The sequence below is a fragment of the Albimonas marina genome (genome assembly GCF_029223255.1).
Classification (GTDB): Bacteria; Pseudomonadota; Alphaproteobacteria; order Rhodobacterales; family Rhodobacteraceae; genus Albimonas.
Map to the genome: position 1 here is coordinate 14,597 of NZ_JARHUC010000003.1, position 24,568 is coordinate 39,164.

The 24,568-nt window shown below is 72.3% G+C and carries 20 protein-coding genes; 5 read left to right on the forward strand and 15 right to left on the reverse strand.

Annotated features, from left to right (window positions below; all coding sequences use genetic code 11):
- The first annotated feature begins 52 nt into the window (after window positions 1-52).
- Both P2H44_RS07695 and P2H44_RS07700 read left to right on the forward strand, forming a co-directional pair.
- On the forward strand, window positions 53-832 hold the full coding sequence (locus P2H44_RS07695; protein WP_275762908.1) for an IclR family transcriptional regulator: 780 nt from the start codon (window positions 53-55) through the stop codon (window positions 830-832).
- Between the two features lie 528 nt (window positions 833-1,360).
- Window positions 1,361-2,854, forward strand: a complete 1,494-nt coding sequence (locus P2H44_RS07700; RefSeq protein ID WP_275762909.1) for a protein adenylyltransferase SelO — start codon at window positions 1,361-1,363, stop codon at window positions 2,852-2,854.
- A 139-nt stretch (window positions 2,855-2,993) separates the two neighbouring features.
- Here P2H44_RS07700 and P2H44_RS07705 read toward each other — a convergent pair whose 3' ends face one another.
- The 9 genes from P2H44_RS07705 to P2H44_RS07745 all read right to left on the reverse strand — a co-directional run bounded on the left by P2H44_RS07705 (window position 2,994) and on the right by P2H44_RS07745 (window position 13,844).
- Window positions 2,994-3,491, reverse strand: coding sequence for a hypothetical protein (locus P2H44_RS07705; protein WP_275762910.1), 498 nt, complete (start codon window positions 3,489-3,491; stop codon window positions 2,994-2,996).
- A 402-nt stretch (window positions 3,492-3,893) separates the two neighbouring features.
- The gene (locus P2H44_RS07710; protein WP_275762911.1) at window positions 3,894-5,132 is read right to left on the reverse strand and encodes an acetyl-CoA hydrolase/transferase C-terminal domain-containing protein; all 1,239 of its coding nucleotides are present in this window, start codon (window positions 5,130-5,132) and stop codon (window positions 3,894-3,896) included.
- A gap of 518 nt (window positions 5,133-5,650) precedes the next feature.
- Entirely contained in the window at window positions 5,651-6,424 is a 774-nt protein-coding gene (gene cobM / locus P2H44_RS07715; protein ID WP_275762912.1) for a precorrin-4 C(11)-methyltransferase, read from the reverse strand.
- Window positions 6,421-8,301 carry a precorrin-3B C(17)-methyltransferase gene (gene cobJ, locus P2H44_RS07720; protein WP_275762913.1) on the reverse strand — a complete coding sequence of 627 codons (1,881 nt, stop codon included), beginning with the start codon at window positions 8,299-8,301 and terminating at the stop codon, window positions 6,421-6,423. The genes cobM and cobJ overlap by 4 nt, the downstream gene beginning before the upstream one ends.
- A 105-nt stretch (window positions 8,302-8,406) precedes the next feature.
- Window positions 8,407-9,108 (reverse strand): precorrin-2 C(20)-methyltransferase, encoded by a 702-nt coding sequence (cobI, locus tag P2H44_RS07725; RefSeq protein WP_275762914.1) that lies wholly within the window; start codon window positions 9,106-9,108, stop codon window positions 8,407-8,409.
- The gene (gene cbiT, locus P2H44_RS07730) at window positions 9,105-10,328 is read right to left on the reverse strand and encodes a precorrin-6Y C5,15-methyltransferase (decarboxylating) subunit CbiT (protein WP_275762915.1); all 1,224 of its coding nucleotides are present in this window, start codon (window positions 10,326-10,328) and stop codon (window positions 9,105-9,107) included. The genes cobI and cbiT overlap by 4 nt, the downstream gene beginning before the upstream one ends.
- Window positions 10,325-11,005, reverse strand: a complete 681-nt coding sequence (locus P2H44_RS07735; protein ID WP_275762916.1) for a precorrin-8X methylmutase — start codon at window positions 11,003-11,005, stop codon at window positions 10,325-10,327. The genes cbiT and P2H44_RS07735 overlap by 4 nt, the downstream gene beginning before the upstream one ends.
- On the reverse strand, window positions 11,002-12,159 hold the full coding sequence (locus P2H44_RS07740) for a sirohydrochlorin chelatase (protein ID WP_275763658.1): 1,158 nt from the start codon (window positions 12,157-12,159) through the stop codon (window positions 11,002-11,004). The genes P2H44_RS07735 and P2H44_RS07740 overlap by 4 nt, the downstream gene beginning before the upstream one ends.
- A gap of 383 nt (window positions 12,160-12,542) precedes the next feature.
- Complete coding sequence (locus P2H44_RS07745; protein WP_462976271.1) at window positions 12,543-13,844, reverse strand: cobyrinate a,c-diamide synthase; 1,302 nt, start codon at window positions 13,842-13,844, stop codon at window positions 12,543-12,545.
- Window positions 13,845-14,008: 164 nt separating this feature from the next.
- Between P2H44_RS07745 and P2H44_RS07750 the strand changes: the two genes are divergently transcribed.
- On the forward strand, window positions 14,009-15,652 hold the full coding sequence (locus tag P2H44_RS07750) for a DUF6119 family protein (protein ID WP_275762918.1): 1,644 nt from the start codon (window positions 14,009-14,011) through the stop codon (window positions 15,650-15,652).
- A gap of 252 nt (window positions 15,653-15,904) precedes the next feature.
- Here the strand turns inward: P2H44_RS07750 and P2H44_RS07755 are convergent, their stop codons facing one another.
- The 6 genes from P2H44_RS07755 to P2H44_RS07780 form a co-directional block, all read right to left on the reverse strand.
- Window positions 15,905-16,111 carry a cold-shock protein gene (locus P2H44_RS07755; RefSeq protein WP_275762919.1) on the reverse strand — a complete coding sequence of 69 codons (207 nt, stop codon included), beginning with the start codon at window positions 16,109-16,111 and terminating at the stop codon, window positions 15,905-15,907.
- Between the two features lie 186 nt (window positions 16,112-16,297).
- Complete coding sequence (locus P2H44_RS07760) at window positions 16,298-17,098, reverse strand: enoyl-CoA hydratase/isomerase family protein (RefSeq protein WP_275762920.1); 801 nt, start codon at window positions 17,096-17,098, stop codon at window positions 16,298-16,300.
- Between the two features lie 11 nt (window positions 17,099-17,109).
- Window positions 17,110-17,895 carry an SDR family NAD(P)-dependent oxidoreductase gene (locus tag P2H44_RS07765; protein WP_275762921.1) on the reverse strand — a complete coding sequence of 262 codons (786 nt, stop codon included), beginning with the start codon at window positions 17,893-17,895 and terminating at the stop codon, window positions 17,110-17,112.
- Window positions 17,882-19,396, reverse strand: coding sequence for a flavin-containing monooxygenase (locus tag P2H44_RS07770; RefSeq protein WP_275762922.1), 1,515 nt, complete (start codon window positions 19,394-19,396; stop codon window positions 17,882-17,884). The genes P2H44_RS07765 and P2H44_RS07770 overlap by 14 nt, the downstream gene beginning before the upstream one ends.
- Window positions 19,397-19,559: 163 nt before the next feature.
- Window positions 19,560-21,188, reverse strand: coding sequence for an AMP-binding protein (locus tag P2H44_RS07775; RefSeq protein ID WP_275762923.1), 1,629 nt, complete (start codon window positions 21,186-21,188; stop codon window positions 19,560-19,562).
- Between the two features lie 294 nt (window positions 21,189-21,482).
- Window positions 21,483-22,877, reverse strand: a complete 1,395-nt coding sequence (locus tag P2H44_RS07780; RefSeq protein WP_275762925.1) for an amidase family protein — start codon at window positions 22,875-22,877, stop codon at window positions 21,483-21,485.
- A gap of 280 nt (window positions 22,878-23,157) precedes the next feature.
- On the opposite strand from P2H44_RS07780, the gene P2H44_RS07785 reads away from it, so the two are divergent.
- Window positions 23,158-24,180 (forward strand): phosphotransferase family protein, encoded by a 1,023-nt coding sequence (locus P2H44_RS07785; RefSeq protein WP_275762926.1) that lies wholly within the window; start codon window positions 23,158-23,160, stop codon window positions 24,178-24,180.
- Entirely contained in the window at window positions 24,180-24,554 is a 375-nt protein-coding gene (locus P2H44_RS07790; protein WP_275762927.1) for a DUF6285 domain-containing protein, read from the forward strand. Before P2H44_RS07785 ends, P2H44_RS07790 begins: the two co-directional genes overlap by 1 nt.
- The last annotated feature ends 14 nt before the right edge of the window (window positions 24,555-24,568 follow it).

Here is a 24,568-nt window from a genome sequence, read left to right on the forward strand (position 1 = left end):
GGTCGGGCCGGGCGCGTTCCCGGGACCGGTCCGGGAGGGAAGGGGAGCGTCGATGCCCGTCACCATCCGCCAGGTCGAGAACGCGCTGGCGCTGCTGGAGTTCTTCGCCGCGCGCAAGCGGCCGGCGACGCTGGCGGACGTCACGGCGCATTTCGGCTGGCCGCGCTCCTCGACCTGGAACCTGCTGACCACGCTCGCCGAGGGCGGCTGGCTCTACGAACCGCGCGCGCGCGGCGGCTGGTATCCCACCCCCCGCTGGCAGACCCTGGCGGGCGAGATCGCCGAGGGCGAGCCCGCGCCCGAGCGTCTGGCCGCCCTCGTCGCGCGCCTGGCGGAGGAGACGGGCGAGACCGTCTGGGCCTCCGCCCCTGTCGGCCTGCACGCGGTGTTCCTGGCGGCGGCCGAGTCCCCCGCCGGCATCCGCTACGCCGCCCGCCAGGGCCAGCGGGTGCCGATCCACCTGACCGCCTCGGGCCAGGCGCTGCTGAGCCAGATGCCCGAGCGCGACCGAGAGGCGATCCTGCGCAAGGCCCCGTTCGACCGCCGCGGCCCCGCGGCGGCGCGCGACGCGGCCGAGGTCCGCGCCCAGATCGCCGAGGGCCTCGCGCGCGGCTGGTTCCGCTCCGCCTCCTACTGGTCGGCGGACCTGGGCGGCGTCTCGATCCCGGTCAGCGTCGAGGGCCGCATGTTCTCGCTCACCGTCGCGGGCCCCCTGTTCCGGGTGGCCGACAAGGAGGAGGCCCACGCCCGCCTCCTCCACCGCGCCGTGGCCGAGAGCTTCGGCCCCGACCACGCCGCCCGCACCCTCTCCGGCCTGCGCCTCCTGGCCTGACCGCGCCCCCTCCACGCCCGCCCGCGCCAACCGCCCCGGCGCGCAGGCGCCGCGTCCCCCGTCGCGCCGGCCGCCGCCCCCTCGCCCGCGGCGCCCCCCGGCCTGAGCGCCCGTGGCCCGCGTCCCTCCGCCTGCCGCCCCAGGCGCCCCGGCGCGACGCCCGAGGTCCTCGCGAAGCGCCTGTTCTTCGGAGCCGTCTCTCGCGGATGCCGAAAAGAGCGACTCGCCCGCCCCGGTCAAGGATCGCGGAGCGACCCCGCGAAGCGGGGCTTGTCCTTGACCGGGGCGGGCGAGTCGCTCAGGCATCCATCAGCGAGAGACGGATCCGAAGAACAGGCGCGGCCTCTGTTCTTTGGTGAGTCAGGAGCCCGCCGGAGGCGCCCTCCCCTGCCATCCGGGCGCGCCCGACCCCGCAGGCCCAAGCCCGCCCGCAGGGCGCCCCTTTCCCCAGGCCCGTTGACATCCCCCGCCTGCGCCCCGACCTCTGGCCCAGCCCCTCGCCGTCGCCCGATGCCGAAAGGAGGTCCGATGACCTCGCCCGCCGCCGCCCCCCGCTTCGACAACGCCTACGCCCGCCTGCCGGAGCGCTTCTACCACCGCCAGTCCGCCGCCCGCTTCCCCGCCCCTCGCCTCCTGCGCCTCAACCGGGCGCTGGCCGAGGAGCTGGGCCTCTCCCCCGACTGGCTCGCCTCGCCCGCGGGCGTGGGCCTGCTCTCCGGCCAGGACCTGCCGCCGGGGGCCGAGCCGCTGGCGATGGCCTACGCCGGCCACCAGTTCGGCGGCTGGAACCCGCAGCTCGGCGACGGCCGCGCGCTGCTGCTGGGCGAGGTGATCGACCGCGCCGGCCGCCGTCGCGACCTGCACCTGAAGGGCTCCGGCCCCACCCCCTTCTCGCGCGGCGGCGACGGCAAGGCGGCGCTGGGCCCGGTGCTGCGCGAATACATCGTGGCCGAGGCGATGCACGCGCTGGGCGTGCCCACCACCCGCTCGCTCGCGGCGATCGGCACCGGCGAGGCGGTGATGCGCGAGGGCCCGATGCCCGGCGCCATCCTCGCCCGCGTGGCCCACGGCCACGTGCGCGTGGGCACCTTTCAGTATTTCTACGCCCGCCAGGACCTCGACGCCCTGCGCCGGCTGGCCGACCACGTCATCGCCCGCAGCCATCCCGAGGCGGCCGAGGCCGAGATCCCCGCCCTCGCCCTGCTCGAGGCCGTCTGCCGCGCCCAGGCCCGGCTGATTGCGCGCTGGATGAGCCTCGGCTTCATCCACGGCGTGATGAACACCGACAACATGAGCCTCTCGGGCGAGACCATCGACTACGGCCCCTGCGCCTTCATGGAGGCGTATCACCCCGACACGGTCTATTCCTCGATCGACCGTTTCGGGCGCTACGCCTACGTGAACCAGCCGGGCATCGCGCAGTGGAACCTCGCCCAGCTCGCGCAGTGCCTGCTGCCGCTGATGGCCGAGGATCCCCAGCAGGCGCTGGCCCCGGCGCAGGCGCTGATCGACGCCTTCCCCGACCTCTACGCCGCCGAGCGGCTGGCCCTGTTCCGCGGCAAGCTGGGCCTCGGGAGCGCCCGCGACGACGACGAGGCCCTGCTCGACGCGCTGCTGAGCGGCATGGCCGCGAACCAGGTTGACTTCACCCTGGGCTTCCGGGCGCTCGCCGCGCTGCCCTCCGAGGGCGGCCCCGAGACCGACGAGCCCGCCCGCGCCCTCTGGGTCGACCCCACGGCCTTCGATGCCTGGGCGGAGCGCTGGCGCGCCCGCCTCGCCGCGGAGGCGCGCCCGGAGGCCGAGCGCCAGGCGGCCCAGCGCGCCGCCTCGCCGGCCTTCATCCCGCGCAATCACCAGGTCGAGGCGGCGCTGGCCGCGGCGATCCGGGGCCTCGACCTCGCGCCCCTGGACCGGCTGACCGCGACCCTCGCGCGTCCCTACGAGGACCAGCCCGAGGCCGCCGACCTCGCCCTCCCCGCGACGCCCGAACAGGCGGTGACCCAGACCTTCTGCGGCACCTGAGCCGGCGGGAGCGGACGGGGCCCCGCCGCCCCGCCTCGCGGGCGCCGCCACCGGCGTCCAGGGGTCGCGCCCCATACGAGGGGCGCCGGCCTCCCCTATGCCCGCGTCGCGCGCCCCTCCGTCCGCCGACGCCCGGCGCTCACTCCGCCGGGTCCGGCTCCGGCCCGACGGTCAGAAAGCGCTGCCCGTCCCATTTCAGCGTCTCGAAGCAGATCTGGGCGCCGGCGCCGCCGCACCATCCGCCGTCGCGCACCAGCATCAGGACGGGGAAGCCCTCCAGCTCGACCATCGACCAGCCTTCCACCTGCCATTCCCAGGCCTGCCGCCCCACCTGCACGCGCAGCATGCACCCGCCCGAGCCGCAGAAGGCCGACCAGGCCCCCTCGCAGGTCAGCTTGGAGTAATCGAGCGTCTCGCCCCGGTCGCCGGTCTCCGCGTCGCGCCCGGGCCCGAGGTTCACCTCCCCCACCGCGCCCTCGCCGACCGAGAAGCGCCCGTCGAGGTCCTCGCAGAAGGCCTTCGCCCGCTCCAGAGCCTGCTGCACCGTCCCCGCCGCCAGCGCCGGGGCCGCGCCGCCCGACGCCAGCCCCAGCCCCACGGCGACCGCCGCCGCCCCTCTCGCGATCCGCCTGCGCATCTCGACCTCCCCGCCGTCCGTCCTCTGCCGAACGATGCGCCCGCCCGCCCCGCACGGCAAGACGCTCTCCCCCCGCCCGCCCGCCCCAGGCGCCCCGGCGCGACGCCCGCACCGGGTCGCAAAGCGCCTGTTCTCCGGAGCCGTCTCTCGCGGATGCCGGAAAGAGCGACTCGGCCCCCGGGGTCAAGGATCGCGCAGCGACCGGCGAAGCCGGCTCGTCCTTGACCCCGGGGGCCGAGTCGCTCAGGCATCCATCAGCGGGAGACGGCTCCGGAGAACAGGCGCGGCCCTGTTCTTTGGTGAGTCAGGAGCCCGCCGGAGGCAGCCAGGCCCGCCCCTCCAGGCGCGCCCGACCCCGCAGGCCCAAGCCCGCCCGCAGGGCGCCCCCGCCCCCCGCTCCCGTCACATCGTCCGGCGCATCTCGTCCCACGCGTTCGCGAGCCCGTCGCGGAACTCCGGCGCCGCCACCGCGATCAACGCCGCCGCGCGCGCATCGACGTCCTTCCAGCGCAGGTCCGCCACGCCGAACTCGGTCACCACGATCTCCGCGTCCACCCGGGGCAGGGTGACCAGCCCGTCGGGCTCCAGCCGCAGCCGGATCCGGCTCTCGCTCCCGCGCCGGGCGGTGGCCGGCATCGCGATCACGTGCCGCCCCCCGTCCGAGGCCCGCGCCGCGCGCGCGAAATCCCCCGCGCCGCCCTGGCCCGAGATCTGCCGGCCGCCCAGCCACTCCTGCGTCGCCTGCCCGAACAGGTCCACCGAGAGCGCCGAATTGACTGAGACGAACCGCGGGATCGCCGCGATCACGCCGGGATGGTGGGTGAAGTCGACGCCCTTGAACCGGATCCGCGGATCCTCGGCCACCCGGTCGTAGAGATCGCGCGAGCCGATGATGGTCCCCGTGGTGATGTTTCCCGAGAACACCCCCGCCTCGAGCAGGGGCGCGAACTCCTCGATGATCAGGCCGGCGTGATAGTTCAGCCCCCGGTGGTCGACCAGCGCCTCCATCAGGGCCGAGGCCGCCTTGCCCACGCCCACCTGCACGGTGTCGTCCGGCTCGATCATCGCCGCGATCCGGGCGGCGATGGCCTTGAGGTCCGGGGGCAGCGAGCCGGCGGAGTAGCTCGGCAGCTCGGTGTGCGCTTCGGTCAGCATCGCGAAGCGCTCGACCGGGATCTTCGGCGCGTGGGGCGGGGTGGGCATGTTGGGGTTCACCTCCCCCACCACGGTCTTCGCGCCGCGCAGCAGCGCCTGGTCGAAGTCGCAGGCGATGCCGGCGGTGACGACCCCGTCACGGGGCGGCGAGACCTGCAGGATCGCGCCGTCCAGCCGCGCATGGCTGGAGATCCATTTCTCCGAGTGCCAGTAGTTGATCGGCTGCAGCTTCACCCGGCCCGCTTCCCAGCCCTGGCGCAGGGGCGGGTTGATGAAGATGACCTCGGCGGTGCTGTCGGGGGCGATCGCGGAGGGGTCGATGTCGTTGATCCCCGGCAGCCAGATGCCGACGAATTCGAGACCGCGGCCGAGCTCGGGGTCCGCCTCCAGCGCGGCGAGCGCGCCCCGCGGCTCTCCGCCTGCGCCATGCAGGGCGACGCGGTCGCCGGGCTTGAACAGGGACCAGGCGTCGGCTGCGGTTTTCATCGGGATCCTCCGGCTGTGCGCTTGCTTGCCGGCAGGACTATCACCGCGCAGCCCCCGCGCCAACGCGCCTGCCGCCGCCCCGCCAAGCGCCGCGTCCCCCGTCGCGCCGGTCGCAGCCCCCCGCCCGCGGCGCGCCCCACCCCCATCTCCCGTGGCCCCCGTCTCCCAACCCGCAGACCGGACGCCCCGGCGTGACGCCCGCACCGGGCCGCAAAGCGCCTGTTCTCCGGAGCCGTCTCTCGCGGATGCCGTAGAGAGCGAGTCGGGGGGAGGGGTCAGGGATCGCGAAGCGACCCCGCGCTCTGCGCGGGGCTTGTCCTTGACCCCTCCCCCCGACTCGCTCAGGCATCCATCAGCGAGAGACGGCTCCGGAGAACAGGCGCGGCCCTGTTCTTTGGTGAGTCAAGAGCCCGCCGGAGGCAGCCAAGTCCGCCCCCGCAGCCACGCCCGCCCCTCCGGGCGCACGCGACCCCAAAGGCCCAAGCCCGCCCGCAGGGCGCCCGTAGACCGCTCCCCCCTCAGGCCTCCGCCACCCGGCGCTTCGGCCGCAGCACGTGGGGATGCGCCCCGTCGTAGAGGGCGCTGTCGCGGAAGTCCTCGTCGCCCAGCACGCGCCCCACGAAGATCAGCGCCGTGCGGGTCAGCTTGGCCTTGCGCACCTTCTCCCGGATGTCGCCCAGCGTCCCGTAGAGGAACGCCTGGTCCGGCCAGCCCACCCGGTAGGCCACCGCCACCGGGCAATCCTCGCCGTAGTGCGGGATCAGCCGCCGCTCGATCTCGCGCAGGTTTCGGATCGACAGGTGCAGCGCCAGCGTCGCCTTCGAGCGGCCGAGCGTGTCGAGGTCCTCGCCCTCCGGCATGGCCGAGGCCTTGCCCGCGGTGCGTGTCACGATCACCGTCTGGGCGATCTCGGGCAGGGTCAGCTCCTTGCCCATCGCCGCGGCCGCCGCGGCGAAGGCCGGCACGCCGGGGATCACCTGCCAGTCGATGCCCTTGGCATCCAGACGCCGGATCTGCTCGGCGATGGCGCCGTAGAGCGAGGGGTCGCCCGAGTGCACCCGCGCGACGTCCAGCCCGGCGGCATGGGCCGCCTCGATCTCCGCCAGGATCTCGTCGAGCGTCATCGGCGCGGTGTCGAGGATGCGCGCGCCCTCGGGCGCTCCCTCGATCACCTGCGGCGGCACCAGCGAGCCGGCGTAGAGGCACACCGGGCACGAGGCGATCAGCCGCGCGCCCTTCACCGTGATCAGCTCCGGGTCTCCGGGCCCGGCCCCGATGAAATAGACGGTCACGAGACCTCTCCCTTCTCCAGCTCGGGCGCGGCGTCGGCGGGCGTCGCCGGCGCGTCGATGCGCTTGGCGTAGCCGCGCGGCGTGTAGATCCGCCAGCCGCCGGTCCCCGCCGCATCCGTCGCCCCCGCGCCTCCGTCGCCCGAGCGGAAGGCGCGGCTGCGCGAGGCGCCGATCAGCACCACGGTCAGCATGTCCACCTCGTCCGTGCGCAGGGCGCCCAGAGTGCGCAGCTCCAGCCGCTCCTCCGGCCGCCCGAGGCTGTGGGCCAGCAGCACCGGCGTGTCGGCGGGGCGATGCTCGAGCATGATCTCCCGGCAGGCGTCCAGCAGCTCGCGCCGGCGGCGCGAGACGGGGTTGTAGAGCGCGGTCACGAAGTCCCCCGCCGCCGCCGCCCGCAGGCGCTTCAGCACGTCCTCGCGCGGGGTCAGCAGGTCCGACAGCGACACCGCGCAGAAGTCGTGGCCGATCACCGCGCCGACCCGCGCCGAGGCCGCCTGCAGGGCCGAGATCCCCGGCGCCGCCACGATCTCCACCCGCCGCGCGGCGGCCGAGACGCCGCCCCGCGTCTCCGGCCGGTCCAGCAGCTCCATCACCAGCGCGCCCATCGCGTAGATGCCCGCGTCGCCCGAGCACACCAGCGCCACGTCGCGCCCTTCGCCCGCGCGCTCCAGCGCGTGGCGGCAGCGGGCCTCCTCCTCGCCCAGCGCGAAATCCGCGCGCGGCTTGCCGGCGGCGAGCGGCCCCAGCAGGTCGATGTAGAGGTTGTAGCCCACCACCTCCTCGGCCTCGGCGATCAGGCGCGAGGCCTCGGGCGTGCGCCAGTCCGAGGCCCCCGGCCCGATGCCCACGACCGAGAGCTGCCCGCGCCGGCGCCCCGGCGCGCCCTCGCCCGCGCGCAGCGCCGCGGCGACGGTGGCGCTGGCCGACTTCACCTTGGCGATCGCCAGCACCGCCGCCTCGCCTGCGCCCGCCAGCGCCGAGGCCTCGGCCACCCCGTGGCAGCCCACCTCCGCGAAGACCACGTCCGAGGGGTTGGCGAGCCGGGGCGTCAGCGCCTCCAGCTCCGCGGCCGCGTGGAACCGGGCGGGCACGCCCAGGTCCTCGGCCAGCGCCCGGATGGCGGCCTCGTCGGACTTGAGGTCGATCGAGCGGATCTCCGCGACCTCCGCCGCCGCGAAGCCGGTCTCGGCCAGGGTCTTGCGGACCAGCCCGATCATCTCGTCCGGCGGGCAGAACCGCGCGCAGCCCACGCCCAGCACCAGTCGGGCGCGGCGATAGACCAGCGGCTCGCAGCCCTCGACCGTCAGCACCACCGGCGCGTCCTCGGCCGCGGGCTCGGCGAGCACCCGGCCCGCCAGCGGCGCCAGCCATCCGGCCTCGCCCGACAGCCGCGCCGGGCGTCCCGCCAGCAGCCCCGCCATCGCCGCCTTGGCGTCGAGGGGGTTCTCCAGCCGCCACCCCTGCGGCGGCGCATCCAGCGCGACGCCCAGCGAGACGTCGCCGGCGGTGGTCACCGCCGCCACGCCCCCCAGCGCCGCGCCCAGGCGCCGCGCCAGGTCGTTGGCCCCGCGATGCCCGCCCAGCAGCGGCACGGCGGCCGAGCCGTCCTCGGCCAGCGCCACCACCGCGGGCTCGGCGCGCTTGTCGCCCAGCATCGGGGCCAGCGCCCGCACCAGGATCCCCGCGGCCATCACCCCCACCAGCGGCCGGCCCGAGGCGAAGACCGCGCGCAGCGTCTCGGCCGCCGGCGCGGCGCCGGGGCCGCAGCGCACGACGTTCGCGGCCGGGTCCGCGCTGGGGGCCAGCGCGCCCAGCGCCCGCGCCGCCAGCGCCTCGCCCGCGTCGGTCAGGGCCACGAAGACAGGCGTGTCGCTCATAGGGTCTGGTCCTCAGGTCGGAGGGGAAGGGCAGGGCGCCGGACGGCCGGAAGCGGGAGGCCCCGGGTCTGGCCCGGAGTGCGCGGGCAGGCGGGCGGAGAGGCGTCACCCCACATGGGGATCGCTCCCCGGCGCCAGGATCATCGAGAAATAGGGCGCCGCCTCCGGCGCCTCGGCCAGCGGCAGCACCACCTGGCGGCCCAGCGAGGCGTGGCCCACGTAGACCGCGCCCTCGGCCCGGCCCGCCGCCTCCAGCGCCGCGCGCAGCCGGCCCAGCCGCCGGCCCACCTTCAGGATCGCGAAGGCCCCGCCGGCGGCGAGCCGGGCGGCGAGCTCCTCCTCGGGCAGGGTGCCCGGCAGCACGCTCAGCGTCTCGTTGCGCGCGCAGAGCGGCCGCGCCGCCGCCGCGGCGGAGGCGGCCAGGGAGCTCACGCCCGGCGTGATCTCGCAGGCGAATTCTCCGGAGAGCCGCCCGAACAGGTACATGAAGCTGCCGTAGAAGAACGGGTCCCCCTCGCACAGCACCACCACATCGCGCCCCGAACGCAGCCGATCCGCCAGCACCGCGGCGGCCGCGTCGTAGACCGCCTGCGCCGGGAACCGCTCCGCCCGCATCGGGATCACGATGGGGATCTCCTCCGCGCCCTCGGGGATCGCAGACGCCGCGATGGAGCGCGCGAAGCTCTCGCCATGGTCGGGCGCCGGATATGCGATCACGGACGCCCCCGAGATCAGCCGGTGCGCGCGCAGCGTCATCAGCTCCGGATCGCCCGGGCCCACGCCCACGCCATGCAGCACGCCGCTCACTTGCGCGCGCTCCACTGGGTCACGGTCATCGCCGGCCGCCAGGCCAGCCGCGCGCTCTTGCCCACCGGCGAGGCCCGCTCGATCCGGATCCGGGTCAGCTCGCCCCCGAAGCGGGTCAGCAGGCGGGCGAGCAGCCCCTCGGACTCCAGCGTCACCGCGTTCGCCACCAGCCGCCCGCCGGGCGCCAGCGCCCACCACGCCGCCTCGGCCGAGGCCTCGGAGAGGCCGCCGCCCAGGAACACCGCATCCGGTGCCGGCAGCCCCGCCAGCCCCCCGGGCGCCGAGCCCTCCTTCAGCACCAGCCCCGGCGCGCCCAGCGCCTGGGCGTTCGCCGCGGCCATCGCGCGACGGTCGGCGCGGGGCTCCAGCCCGATGGCCTTCGCGCCCTTCGCCGCCCGCATCCACTCGATCGCGACCGAGCCGCAGCCGCAGCCCACGTCCCACAGGAGCTGCCCCGGCAGCGGCGCCAGCCGCGCCAGGGTGGCGGCGCGCACCTCGCGCTTGGTCATCACCCCGTCATGCTCGAACAGATCGTCCGCCAGCCCCGGAACCGGCGGGACCAGCGGCGCGCCCGCATCGGCCCGGCACTCGATCGCCAGCGTGCACAGGTCCCCCGGCCGCGGGATCCGGCCCGAGGCCCAGGCCGAGGCCGGCGCCTCCTGCCAGCCCTCGCTCTCGGCATCGAGATCCCACATCGCGCGCACCGGGCTCGACCCATAGCCCCAGCCGGTCAGGGCCGCGCCGACCTCGCGCGCCGAATCCCCGTCCGCCGCCAGCGCCAGCAGCCGCGCGCCAGGCTGCACGAAGCCGCGCAGCGCGGCGACGGAGCGCTCCGGCCCCCGGCCATGCAGCGTCGGCGTCTCGCAGCCGTTCAGCGGCCACAGCATCCGCGCCGCCGCGAGCTGGTAGGCCGAGACATGCGGGTGCACCACCGCCTCGGGGAAGGCCGCGGCGATGCGCGAGCCGGCCGAGCGCCACAGCGGATCGCCCGAGACCAGCACCGCCACGCGGCGGCCGCGATACGCCTCCAGCCGGTTGAGCAGGTGATCGAAGGGCGAGGGCCAGGCCACCCGCTCGGCCTCGACCTCGAGGGTCAGCTGGTGGTGGCGGTCGGCGCCGAAGATCACCTCCGCGCTCTCGACCGCCGCGCGGGCGGCGGGGCGCAGCCCCTCCAGCCCGTCGGCGCCCAGCCCCACGATCTGAAGCCATAGCTCGCTCATGCGCTCTCTCCCGCCGGTTCGTCCGCCGGCAAGCTGATCGCCAGCCCGTCGCCGCGCAAGCCCAGCGACAGCGCGTTCACCGCCGCCGCCGCCATGGCCGAACCGCCGATGCGCCCGCGCACCGCGACGAAGGGCACGCCGCGCGGATCCGCCGCCAGCGCGGCCTTCGATTCCGCCGCCCCCACGAAGCCCACCGGGAAGCCCAGGATCAGCGCCGGGCGCGGCGCGCCCGCGTCCAGCAGCTCCAGCAGGCGGAAGAGCGCGGTCGGCGCGTTGCCGATCGCCACCACCGCGCCGCCCAGCCGGGGCGCCGCCAGGTCCATCGCCGCGGCCGAGCGGGTGGTGGCCTGCCGCCGCGCCTCCTCGGCGCAGCCGGGGTGGTCGAGGGCCGAGATCACCTCCGCCCCCGCGCAGCGCCCCCGCCGGATCACCCCCTGCGCGACCATGCCCGCGTCGCAGACGACCGGGGCCCCGGCCTCCAGCGCCGCGATCCCCGCCTCCGCCGCGCCCTCGGAAAAGACCAGCGCCGCGGCCGCCTCGGGCATCCCGCAGGAATGCACCACGCGCAGGGCGAGCTCCTGCATGGCGGGGGACATCCCGCTCAGGTCGCACTCGGCGCGGGCGGTCGCGAAGCTCTGGGCGTAGATCCGGGCGGGATCGCGCTCCCACCCGCTCACGAGCGGTCCTTGAGGTGCTTTCTCACGCTCTCCGGCCCCAGCGGGTGGTCCGCATGGGGATAGGGCGGGTGGTGGTGGTCGTGATCGTGGCCGTGGTGGTGATGGCCGTGGGAATGCCCGTGATCGTGGGAATGCCCGTGCGCATGGTCATGCCCGTGGTCATGATCGTGCGACTGCCCGTGCCCGTGGCCATGGTCATGCGAATGGCCATGCCCCAGGTCCAGCCGGCAGGCCCCGGTGCAGAAGTCGTCGCACAGCTTGCAGTCCGCCACGTTGGACCCCGGCGCCGAGGCGCCCTGGCCCTCGACATGGTGGTGGTGGCTCTCCTGCGGCGCGCCGACCTCGGCCTCGAAGCCCAGCACCTGCGCGCGATACTTGCACATCGAGCAGTTCATCGCCGGCGGGCCGCCCAGGATCTCGGTCACCCGCTCGGCGAAGGTCGCCAGCACCTGGGGATGGTCGTTGAGATAGCCGGCCTTCACGAAGCGGATGTCGGGATGCGCCTCGGCCACCATGTCGGTGAATCCGTAGATCCGGTCGATCAGCACGCCGGTGAACAGGAAGTAAGGGAACACCACCACCCGCCGGTAGCCCAGCTTCGCCGCATGCTCCAGCGCCGGCTCCACCAGCGGGAAGGTCACGCCGGAATAGCCGACCTCGCACCAGCCGAAGCCCATCCCCTCCCACAAGAGCCGCGCGATCTTCGACACATTTCCGTTCGCGTCGGGGTCGGACGCCCCGCGCCCGATCACCACCAGCAGCGTCTCGTGCCGCGGCACCGGGCCGTCCTGGGCGTCCGCCTCGGCGATCGCGGCCTCGATCCGCTCGGAGGCGGCGCGCACCATCCGCGGGTCCACCCCCAACTCGCGCCCGTAATCCACCCGGATCCCGTGCGTCGCGGCATAGGTGTTCAGCACCGAGGGGATGTCGTTCTTCGCGTGCATCGCCGCGAACAGCATCCCCGGCACCGCCAGGATCCGCGTGCAGCCCTTCTCGCGCAGCTTGTCCAGCCCGTCGCGCAGCACCGGGTTGGCGAACTCCAGGTACCCGTGCTCCACCTCCCACTCCGGCGGCAGCAGCGCGGGCAGCTTCTCGGCCAGCACCGCGAACTCGTCCACCGCCCGCTGCGAGCGCGAGCCATGTCCGCAGATCATCACGCCGATCTTCTCGGCCGCTCCCGCGGTCGGAGCGTCCCGAAGGACCGGAGCGTCCTGGGTGGGGGTCTGGGTCATCGCGCGTCCTCTCGCCTGCCTGGGCCCGACGCGCGCAAGACCGAAAGGGGGGAGCGCCCTCGGCTTCCCCCGTCCCGACGACGGCCCCCCTTCGCCCCCGGTCTGGGTCGGCGGGTGGGAGCCTTCCGGTCAGCCTCGCGGCGTCGTCTGGTCCGCGGTCCTACCAGCGCCCGCCCCCCCGGGCAAGCGCGCGCCCGACGCACGAGGGGCCATGCGCGACGCGCGCGCCCCGGGGGGTCGTTCGAGAGGCACTTTCTAGAGGCTCGCTCCCGGGCGCTCGCCCCGGCGCGATCATCCCGGCGCGATCATCCCGGTGCGATCACATGGGCGTAGCTGCCCATCACCCGCCCCCGCCGCAGACCCATGGGGGCCAGGGGCGCCCCGGCCGCGTCGGTCGCGTCGAACAGCCGCTCGGCCGCGCCCTCCTCGACGATGGTGGCGTAGTGGAACTCGTGCGCCTTCAGCGGCCCGGGCCAGAGGGCCCCCGCCCGCGGGCTCAGCTCCCGGTAGCCCAGCGTCATGCGCCGCACGGCGAAGGAGGTGACCAGCGGCAGCAGCCCCGCCATCGCGTGGCGCGCGCCGTCCGCATCCACCAGCCCCTCGCCCAGCGCCATGAAGCCCCCGCACTCGCCGTAGACCGCAGCCCCCCGCGCCGCCGCCGCCCGCAGCCCGTCCAGGAACCGCGTCGCGGCGGCCAGCCGGCCCGCGTGCAGCTCCGGGTAGCCGCCGGGCAGGAACACCGCGTCCGCCGCCGCGTCCGGCGCCTCGTCGGCCAGCGGCGAGAAGGGCGCGATCTCGGCCCCCTGCGCGCGCCAGTCCTCGAGCATGTGGGGGTAGGCGAAGGCGAAGGCCGCGTCCTCGGCCATCGCCACCCGCGCGCCCGGAGGGGCCAGCCGCCGCGGCCCCCCCTCCGCCGCCCGCAGCGGCCCCGCCGCCGCCGCCAGCGCGTCCAGGTCCAGGTGCGCCGCCACCGCCTGCGCCGCCGCGGCCACGAAGCGCTCCAGCTCCGGGTGCTCCTGCGCCTGCACCAGCCCGAGGTGGCGCGAGGGCAGGGCCAGCGTCTCCATCCGGGGCAGGGCGCCGAAGCAGGCGATCCCCGCCGCCTCCAGCGCGCCGCGCGCCGCGGCCGCGTGGCGGGGCGAGCCCACCCGGTTGAGGATCACGCCGGCGAGCGTCAGGTCCGGCCGCAGCGCCCGCAGCCCCGCGGGGGCGAGCGCGGCCGAGCCCGCCATGCGCCCCGCGTCCACCACCATCGCCACGGGCGCGCCGAGCGCGGCGGCGAGATCCGCGGCCGAGCCGCGCCCCTCCGGCGGCGCCCCGTCCAGCGCCCCCATCGCGCCCTCGACGATGAGGAGCGGCGCGTCGAGCCCCGCCACGGCCGCCCCCGCCCTGGCCCTGAGATCCGCCTCCCCCATCGCCCAGGCGTCGAGGTTCCCCGAGACCCGCCCGCTCGCCGCCTGATGGAACCGCGGATCGATGTAATCGGGCCCCGACTTCGCCCCCACGACCTGCACCCCCCGCTCGCGGAAGGCGCGGAGCAGGCCGAGGGTCAGCAGGGTCTTGCCGGAGCCGGAGGCGGGGGCGGCGAGGAGGAGGGTGGGGGGCAAGCGCATGTCAAAACTGGAAGCATGCAGAGGTGCCGGTGGTCAATCAACGTCAGCACTTTCAGCGGTTCGTAAGTGCTGTCGCGCCGTAGCACATCTTCTAGTTGACAGGCGGGTGTCGGGGATGTGAGCGTATCGCTCAAAGCAAGTTTTTTGGTAATATTGTGATGCCGCAAACAAAGACGTTCTCACTTTATCTCGCCAAGCAAACCGTCCAGCAGCACCGGGGGGTTTTGACTGAGAACGCCTTGTCTCGTCTCGATGGCGGCCGTGCATCGGAGCATAGAGACGGAAATTTGGGAGAGGGGGCGACCTTATTCCTGTTTCCTGAGAGGCGGTCTCGACCTAAATGGCTGGATGATGTCCAGCAAGTATTTGAAGGGGTGGGCGATTTGTCCAATGTGTCCTCCAGCGCTCTTGTTGTTTTTGAGGCTGAGGGTAGGATATTTGTGACAAGTTTTGCTCATGCTTGGCAGTTTATTGATGAATCGCAAATTGAAAGTGATTTTGGGCTTCGAGTTGCAATTAATGCGCTGAGCGACTCCTCTGTTCGCAGAGTGGATCGCAATCACTTGGGTGAGGCTATACGCGGTGTTTCGCAGTCGGCGTTCAAGCGTGATTTGAAGTCATTTGGATTGGAGGAGGCGCTGGATCTTGTTCGACGAGTATCTGGAAAAGTAGAGGATAGCGAATTCGCATCGAACTTGGCTGGGTCTACGTCGCTGCGAATTACACGGGAAATGTCACTTGCAGAATTGGCGGGAACGGCTGCTGAGGCGTTGACCCTCGCTGGATCTGATCAATACCAAGGTACCGCTTTTTCTATTATCGACAAAATAAAACCGGTTGGAGATCGTGCTTTAATCGATGCGCTTGATCAACTGATAGTGGATTCAGTAATCGAGGGGAGAGATAATTTTGAGTTATCCATGCCTGCGTGGTCTGAAGATGATATTGTCTATTTTGGCTTTGTTGGGATTGGTGTGAGAGGGCGCTTTTCAGATTTACTTATGTCGAACTATCGCCAATGTCTAGGCGGTAATCTGGCGGAGCTCTCTGTCGAGAAAATTCGAAAGAAGCACGGTGTCCTAGCGGAGTTCAGTAATGATGCCTTGTCAAAAAAGACATGGCCAATAAAGAGGTCTGTCGTTGGCTCTGTCGTTTATGAGGGCGGATTGTTCGCCATAAGCGAGGGCGAGTGGTATCGTCTTGACGAGGCTTTCAAGCGAGATGTCGATGGATTGTTTGCTGAAGTTTGTGAGCAATGGGATCGAGAGCCTCTTGTGATAATTAAGATTGTCAGTGAAGATGGTAAGCGGACAGGTTTTGAAAGTGAATTGAGCTATAATCGGCGTTGTGCTGAGGTGTATGGTGAGCTTTGTCTGGATCAGGAAATAGTGAGTGTTCCTGATGTCTCATTTGGAAAATTTGAAGTCTGCGATCTTCTGGATATTGGCCGGAAGAGACTCGTGCACGTGAAGAAGAGCTCCCGCCAATCGAGTGTACTAAGCCATTTTTTGAAACAGGGTAGTAATTCTGCGAGGATATTGAAGACGTTTCCGCAGGCAAGACAAGCTGCGGTGGGCAAGATTCGCGAAAGGTTTGGGGAACGAGTTGCGCTAGATGCTGAGAGTGCATTTGGGGATGGGATGCGTGATTGGAAAGTCGAGTTCCATATAATTGATGCGGTTAGGGCCGATGGTGAGTTCCGGATCCCATTTTTTAGCCGCATCACTCTTCAAGAAGAGGCTCGGCTTCCAAGGGGCATGGGTTACAGTGTCGGTCTGCGATTTATCCGACATCCGGAGTAAATCGATCGCCAAGTTATTTTTGCTTCGGGTGAGCGGCTCCGCTGCCGCGCAAGCTTGCCCGAGCTAACTCGTTGCTCACTTCTTCACGAACTTCAGTTTGTCGCCTAGAAATGGTCTATTCGCTAGCTAGGAGGGGGCTGCCCGCAGATCCGCCGCTTGCGACCCCGCCCTACCCCCCAAGCAAGAAACCCCCGCGGCTCGCACCGCGGGGGTTTCTCGTTTCCATCCACCAGGGCCCTCGGGCCCCGCGGATCACACGTAGCTGAGCTGCTCGGCCGAGGTGCGGCCGTCGCGGCCGGACTGCTCGTCGTACTGCACCTTCTGGCCGTCCGCGGGGGCCGCGAGGCCCGCACGCTCGACGGCGGAGATGTGCAGGAACACGTCGCGCCCGCCATCATCGGGCTGGATGAAGCCGAAGCCCTTGGTGGAATTGAACCATTTCACAGTGCCGGTGGCCATGTGGACGTCTCCTGTCAGGATTGGCGCGCGCAGTAGGCCGCGCCCTGGCTGGTCGGTCAGAACAAGAATACCGGCAGCCTTGGGAGACAGTCGACGATCAAGCTTCAAGCGATAGCCATCATGATATGGACCATCCCGCCGGCGATTGCAAGGACCCTATCGGAAAACCTCCCCGGGACCCCCGCCTCACCCCGCCGCCCAGCGCGGCGGCCGCTTCTCCAGGAACGCCCGGCGGCCCTCGGCGAAGTCCTCCGAGCGGGCGCAGAGCGTCTGGTTGCGGTTCTCCACCGCCATCGCGGCCTCGAGCGAGCCGGCGTCCACCGCCATGGTCAGCCCCTCCTTGGTCAGCCGCAGGCCCGTCGGAGACGCATAGAGCATCTCGTCCACGTAGGGCTGGGCCGCCGCCTCGAGCTGGTCGTCGGGCACCACCTCCGAGACCAGCCCCACCGCCAGCGCCCGCGGCGCATGGATGAAGCGGCCGGTCAGCATCAGCTCCGAGGCGATCGAGCCCCCCACCAGCCGGGGCAGGAAGTAGCTGACCCCCATGTCGCAGCTCGACAGGCCGATCTTGATGAAGGCGCAGTTCATCTTGGCGCTCTCGCCCGCGATGCGTATGTCGGAGGCGAGCGCGAAGGCGAAGCCGCCCCCGCAGCAGGGGCCCTGGATCAGCGAGACGATCGGCTGCGGGCAGCGGCGCATCTTGATGTAGACCTCGGCGAGGAAGCCCTGGAAGTCCCAGCCGCCCCCGAAGGGCACGTCCATGTTGCCGCGTTGCTCGCGCTCCTTGATGTCGAGGCCGGCGCAGAACGCCCGCCCCGCGCCGCGCATGACCACCACGCGGGTCTTCGCGTCGTTGCGCAGGCTCCCGAAATAGTGGTCCAGCTCCTGCACCATGGCGACGTTGAGCGTGTTCAGCGCCTCGGGCCGGTTCAGGGTCAGCCAGTCGGCGGCGCCCCGCTTCTCGACGGTGATCGCGGTGTAGTCCATCGTCCTGCTCCTCAGCGCCCGGCCTGCACGTCGTCGACCCGCACCACCGTGCCGGTCACGAAGTCCGAGGCCGGCGAGACCAGGAACAGCAGCGTGGAATCGAGCTGCGCCGGATCTCCCAGCCGCTTGCGGGGATAGCCCTGGGTGATGTCGCCCATCCGCTCCAGCATCCCGTCCATCATCTCCGAGGCGAAGGCCCCCGGCGCGATGGCGTTGACGTTGATGCCGTAGCGGGCCCACTCGGTCGCCAGCGCCTCGGTCATCCGGGCGACGGCGGTCTTGGAGACGGCGTACAAAGCCGCCCCCTCGCCGCGATACTTGAAGGCCGCGGCGGACGAGATGTTGACGATCCGCCCCCCCGTCCGCTCCAGCGCGATCAGGCGCCGCGCGACGGCGCAGGACAGCAGCCACGGCGCGCGCACGTTGATGCCCAGCAGGCGGTCCACCAGCTCCAGCGGCATCTTGTGGGCGCGCATGGCGTCCGGGATGCCGGCGTTGTTGACCAGGATGTCGACGGGGCCCAGCGCCGCCTCCACCTCGCCTACCACCGCCTCGATCCGCTCGGCGTCGGTCACGTCCAGCGCGAAGGCCTGCGCCTGGCCGCCCGCGGCGCGGATCTCGTCGGCCAGCGCCTCCAGCCGGTCGGTGCGGCGCGCGCACAGCGCCACCTTCGCGCCCTGCGAGGCCAGCACCTTGGCGAAGCGGAGCCCCAGCCCCGAGGAGGCGCCGGTGACCAGCGCCACCTTCCCCGTCAGGTCGGTCGAGGCGTTGGGCAGGGGGTAATCAGCGGTAGACAAGCGTTCCATCCTCCAGGTCCGCGGCGGGAAGGCTCTCCCGCTCTTCGTAGTAGTTCTGGGTGTTCACCCACGGCCCCCGGTCGCCCTGACGGGGCATCAGCGCATGGCCGCGCATGATGTAGCCGGCGTTGAAGTTCTCGGGGTCGATCCAGGGGCGCGGCTCCATCTGCCGGTCCTCCTCGCGCAGGGCCGGGGTGACCGAGCGCACGCCCTTCGCGTCCATGTGGGACAGCAGCCGGCTCACGAAGGCCGCCACCAGGTCCGCGCGCATGGTCCAGGAGGTGCGCAGGTAGCCGAAGGTCCAGGCGAGGTTCGGCAACCCCGTGATCATGATGCCGTTGTGCAGCCACTGCTCGGGCAGGCGCACCGTCTCGCCGTCGACGCGGAACTCCGCGCCCCCCAGCGGCAGCAGGTTGAAGCCCGTCGCCGTCACGATCACGTCCGCCTCGAGCAGGGAGCCGTCGTCGAGCCGGATGCCCTTCGCCTCGAACCGCTTGATCTTCGCCGTCACGACCGAGGCCTCGCCCCGCCGGATCGCCTGGAACATGTCCCCGTCGGGGATCAGCGCCAGGCGCTGGCGCCACGGGCGGTAGGAGGGCTTGAAGTCCCGCTCCAGCGGATAGTCCGGGCCCAGGTGCGCGCGGGCCGCGGCCAGCAGCTCCTCGCCCAGCGCCTCGGGCTCCTCGAAGCTGCGGCGCACGATCTCCTGCTGCATCTTCAGCACGCGGCGGCGCATGATGTCGTGATAGACGTCGTCGTCCAGCTCCAGCGAGGCGAGCGTCTGCTGGAACTCGTCGTTGGTTGGCCGCGGCGCGAACCAGGTCGGCGAGCGCTGGAGCATGGTGGCATGCCGGCACTTGCCCGCCACCGCCGGGATCAGGGTCGCCGCCGTGGCGCCCGAGCCGATCACCACCACGGTCTTGTCGGTCAGGTCGAGGTCGTCGGGCCAGGTCTGGGGGTGGACGATGGTCCCCTCGAAATCCTCCATCCCCTCCCACTGGGGCGTGTAGCCCTCGCGGTGCTCGTAGTAGCCCTGGCACATCCACAGGAAGTTGCAGGTGACGTCGATCTCGCGCCCGTCCACCAGCCGGCGCACGTGCAGGGTCCAGCGGGCGGCGTCCGAATCCCAGTCCGCCGACAGCAGCTCGTGCCCGTAGCGCACGTGCCGGTGCAGGTCCTGCTCGGTCATCGCCTGGTCGAGGTAGTCGAGGATCAGCGGCGCCTCGGCGATCGCCTTCTTCTTCCACGGCTTCCACGAGAAGCCGAAGGTGTGCAGATCCGAATCCGAGCGGATGCCGGGATAGGTGTGCGTGCGCCAGGTGCCCCCGAAGGTCGCCTGCCGCTCCAGCATGGCGAAGCTGCGCTCGGGGTGGTCCTGCTGGAGGTGATAGGCGGCGTCGATGCCCGAGATCCCGGCCCCGACGATCATCACGTCGAAATGGGCGGCGTCCTCGAAGCTGCGGCCCTCGGCGGCCTCCAGGCTCTTGGCGGCGATGTTCATGGTCTTCCTCCCTGACCCTTCCGCCTTCTGCCGGGCGCTGGGGGTCGATCAAATGCTGCGGTCGCGGGGGGCGTCCGTGGGGCGGCGGACCATCGCCCCGCCGCCCCGGATTCGCGGGCGCCGGGACGTCGTCCCGCCGCCTCAGGTCATGGGCGCCGGGCGCTCAGCCCGCCGCCTCGGTCTCCCGGGCCATCTCGGCCAGCCGCTCGCGCAGCTTGGCCTTGTGGACCTTCTCCAGCGTCGAGCGGGGCATCTCGTCGACCACGTGCACCTCGTGGGGCACCTTGAAGTCGGCGAGCTTGGCCCGGCACTCCGCGATCACGGCCGAGGGCAGGGAGGAGCGCGCCTGCGCGTCCATCCCCGGGCTGGGGATCACGAAGGCCACCGGCGCCTCGTCCAGCATCGGGTGCTTCTTGGCCACGATCGCGCCCTCGTAGACGCCGGGGACCAGCGCGATCACCCGCTCGATCTCGCTCGCGGCGACGTTCTCGCCGCCCACCTTCAGCATGTCCTTGTCGCGGTCGGCGAAGGTGATCCAGCCGTCCTCGCCGAGCGTCACCCGGTCGCCGGTCACGAACCAGCCGTCGTCCACGAAGCTGCCCTCGGTCGCCTCGCGGTTGCCCAGGTACTCCAGGAACAGCTGGATGCCCTGCCAGCCGCGGCACTGCAGGTGCCCGGTCTCGCCCGGGCTCACCATCCGCCCCGCGTCGTCGAGGATGCGGATGTCGTAGCCCGGCCCCGGCCGGCCCGTGGTCATCGGCTTGTTGGCCTGCTTGCAGTCGCCCACGATCCCGTGGGAGATCGTCTCGGTCATCCCCCACCAGCCCATCGAGCGCACGCCGAAGACCTGGTCGAAGGGCGTCTCGTTCGCGGCCATGCCGAACATGCGGATGGTGTGGGCGGGAACCTCGCCCCGCTGCTGCAGGGCCTTGAGGAAGAACGGGATCATCGAGCACCAGGTGACCCCGTTGCGCCGCACCACGTCCCAGAAGCGCGAGGCCGAGAACTTCGGCATCATCACCACCGTGCCCCCCGCCCACATGCTGGGCAGGATCGAGTAGGTGCGCGCGTTGGTGTGGAACGTCGGCATCATCACCAGCTGCACGTCGTCCGGCCCCAGCCCCTCGTTGAAGGCCGAGCAGCGCCCGCCCCACAGCGCGTTGCCATGGGTCCACAGCACGCCCTTGGGCCGCGAGGTCGTGCCCGACGTGTACTGCACGGACCCCAGCCGCCACGGATCGGGCGCGATCCCCGGCAGGTCGGCCGGGTCGTCCATCAGCGCGGCGAAGGAGGCCTCGCGCGCCGGCTTCAGCGCCCCCTCGGCCTTCGCGCCGCCCACCAGGTGCTCGGTCACCGCCACCCAGCGCACGTGCTTGCAGGCGCCCGCCACCAGCTCCGCCAGCTCCGGCTGGGTGATCGCCGCGACGGCGCCCGAGTTGTCGGCGAAATACTCCAGCTCGTCGGCCGAGGAGCGGGTGTTGGTCGTCACCACGATCGCCCCGATGCGCTGGCAGGCGAACCAGCACAGCTCCATCTCCGGCGAGTTGTCGAGGTGCACGATCACCGCCTCGCCCGCCTTCACGCCGCGCGCGTGCAGGCCGGCCGCGACGCGCAGCACGTCGTGGCGGAACTGGGCGTAGGTCCAGGTGCGGCGCGGGCCGTCGAAGGGCTCCCACACCAGGAAGGGATGCGCGGCGCGGGTCTCGGCGCGGTAGTCCAGCAGCCAGTTGACGTCGCGTCCGGCGAACGGATTGATGATCTGGGTGCGCGCGTCGCGCAGGGGCGTGGGCATGGCGATCTCCTCCCGGCCCGGCGAGTCGTCGGCGGCCGCGTTGGGCCGTCCCGGGTCCTTATTAACCGCATGGTTGAACGTTCCGCCCCCCCGACGCAAGACGCGAGGCGCCGCGCCCCCGCAGGCGGGCGCCGCACCCCCGCCGCGCCGGCGGCCCGATCCGGGGCGCGCCGCGGCGCGGTGGGGCGCCCGGGAGCCGCGTGCTGTCCCAAAACGGGACGATCTTAAATCAACCGATTTGATTTGTTCGCCGGGCGGCCTCGCCGCCCGGCGCAGGCTTCGGCGCGGACGCCCTCAGCCGACCACGAACGGGTCGACCGGCTGGATGGGCGGGTGCGCGGCCTCGATGATCGCGCCGGCGTCCAGCAGCAGGTCCTCCCGGAACCGGGGCCCGACCAGCTGCACGCCCATCGGCCGGCCGGGCGTTCCCGTCGCCACCGCCAGCGCCGGCAGGCCCAGGGCGGGCAGGCCGACCTGGAGCATCTGGGCCTCGTAGATCCGCTCGAAATCCTCCGGGCTCGCCACGTCGGAGTTGTTGGCGAAGGGCGCCTCGCCCGAGACCGGCAGCAGCACGATCGGCCAGTCCTGGAGGAACAGCTGCCACTCCCGCAGCAGGCCCAGGCGGCGCTGCAGGGCGGCCATCGCGTCGGCGTTGGGGCCGGCGATGCGCATCATCTGCTCGGCCACGAAGCTCGCGTCCGGGTCGCCCTCGGCCAGCAGCTTGGGCACGCCGGCGGACCCGAAGTCGGCCATCCACAGCTCGATGTTCAGCCGCGCCGTCTCGCGCAGCGGGGGCAGGGGGACCTCCTCGACCTCGACCCCCGCCTCGGCGAGCGCCGCGGCGGCCGAGACCACCGCCGCCTCCACCTCGGGGGCGACCTTCATCCCGTCCGGCGCCACGCACATCGCCGCCTTGCGCGGGACCGGCGGGCCGTCCAGCGGGGCCGGCATCCGCCAGGGATCCCTCAAGTCTTCCATGGACATGACCGCGAGCGAGGTGCGCAGGTCCGCGATCCGGCGGGCCAGCGGACCCGACACCGCGGTCAGCTGCGCGCCCATCGTGCGGTCGGCGCCCGACAGGTTCGCCGCCGCGACCCGCCCCGTCGTCGGACGCAGCCCGTGGACCCCGTTCGCATAGGCCGGATAGCGGATCGAGCCGGCGATGTCGGTGCCGTGCGCCACCGCCCCGATGCCCGCCGCCACCGCCGAGCCCGCGCCCCCCGAGGAGCCGCCCGGCGTGATCGAGGCGTCATGCGGGTTCAGCGTCTGCCCGTGCAGCGAGTTGCGGCAGAACCAGCGCAGCGAGAAGGCCGGCGTGTTGGTGCGCCCGATCACCACTGCGCCCGCGCGGCGGAAGTTGCTGACCACCGGGCTGTCCTCGGGCGCGATCAGGTCGGCCTGGGTCTTCAGCCCGTTGGTGGTGGGCCGGCCGGCGTAGTCGACGTTGATCTTCACCGTCACGGGCACGCCGGCCATCGGCCCCACGTCCTCGCCCCGCGCCAGCGCCGCGTCGACCGCGTCGGCCTCGGCAAGCGCCGCCTCGGCGGTCTCGTCCACCACCGCGTTCAGGGCCGGGTTCACCGCCCGCATCCGCGCGATCGCGGCCTCGCACTCCTCCCGCGCCGAGGTGTCGCGCGAGCGCACCCGCGCCGCGATCGTGGTCGCCGAGGCCCGCCAAAGCTCCGTCATTGCGCCGTTCTCCCCTGTGTCGGCCTGCGCCTGCGCAAGTCCGGCGCAGGTCGCCGTCACCGTCCGCCCGGGCGCGCCGAAGGTCAATCGCCACGAGCGCCGCGGGCCCCTCGAACCGGGTTTACGGCGCCTGATTAATTGGTTAGTTAAGTCTTCGCCGAACTCCCCGACGGGATCGGCGTTCAATGACCAACAGGGGCGTCCAGCCCCGGTCGAACGGGAGGAGATTCATGGCCGTTTCGGCGACCAGACGCGCGCGGACCGCCGTGCGCCCGCGGCGGTGAGCGCGGCGACCGGGACCGTCCCGGCCGAGACGTCGCCCGAGGCGGCGCTGGCCGAGGCCCTGACCCGGCTCGCCCCCCGCCTCGTCCCCGGCGCGACCGGCGTCGCGGATCTCGTGCGGCTTTCGGGCGGCGCCAGCCAGGAGACCTGGGCCTTCCGCCTGACCGGCTCCGAGCCCCGCGACCTGATCCTGCGCCGCCGTCCCGACCAGGCCCGTCCGGGCAAGGAGGACCTGCCGCTGGCGACCGAGGCGGCGATGATCCGCCTCGCCGCCGCCCGCGGCGTGCCCGAGCCGCGGGTGCTGCACGTCCTCGCCCCGTCCGAGGGCGCGGGCGAAGGCTTCGTCATGACGCGGGTCGAGGGCGAGACCATCGGGCCCAAGATCCTCAAGGACCCCAAGCTCGAGGCCGCGCGGGAGAAGTTCGCCCCGCAGTGCGGCCGGATCCTCGCCGCGATCCACGCCATCGACCCCGGCGAGCTGAAGCTCGAGACCCGCACGGCCGAGAGCACGCTCAAGAAGATGGTCGACGACCATGCCGAGTTCGGCCAGGACCGCCCGGTCTTCGAGCTCGCCCTGCGCTGGCTGCGCGAGAACATGCCCGAGACGCCGCCGCTGCGCCTGTGCCACGGCGATTTCCGGCTGGGCAACCTGATGATGGACGAGACCGGCGTGAACGCCGTGCTCGACTGGGAGGGCTGCCACATCGGCGACCCGCACGCCGATCTCGCCTGGCTCTGCGTCGGCTCCTGGCGCTTCGGGGGCGAACAGCCCGTGGGCGGCATCGGCCCGCGCGAGGACCTGTGGGAGGCCTACGAGGCCGCCGGCGGCGGCTGGGTCGACCGCCATGCCGCGCGCTGGTGGGAGGTCGCGGGCAACCTGCGCTGGGGCGTGATCATCGAGTGGATGGGCGGCTGGATCCGCGCCGGCGCCGACGCCTCGGTCGAGCGCCACGTGATCGCGCGCCGCGCCTCGGAGATCGAGCTGCTGCTGCTGGCCGACCTGACCGGGAGGGAGATCTGATGCGCGAGTATCCCGCCGCCGAGGACCTGCTCGGCGCCGTCGCCCGTTTCCTCAAGGAGGAGGCCGCGCCGAACCTGCCCCCGCGCGAAAGCTTCGACGCCCGCGTCGCCGCCAACGCGGTGGAGATGGTGCGCCGCCAGATCATGGCGAGCGCCGAGCGCGAGGCCGAACGCGCCCGCCTGGCCGGGATCCTCGGCCGCGACGGCGATCTGGACGATCTTACGGCCGACCTGGCCGCCAAGGTCCGCGAGGGGGAGATGGATCTCGCCACCCCCGGACTCGCCGACCATCTGTGGCGAACCACGATGGACAAGCTGGCCGTAGACCAGCCCCGGTTCGCCCCCTACCGCCGCGCCCGAGCGGCGGAAGGCTGACCCCGGAGGAGACG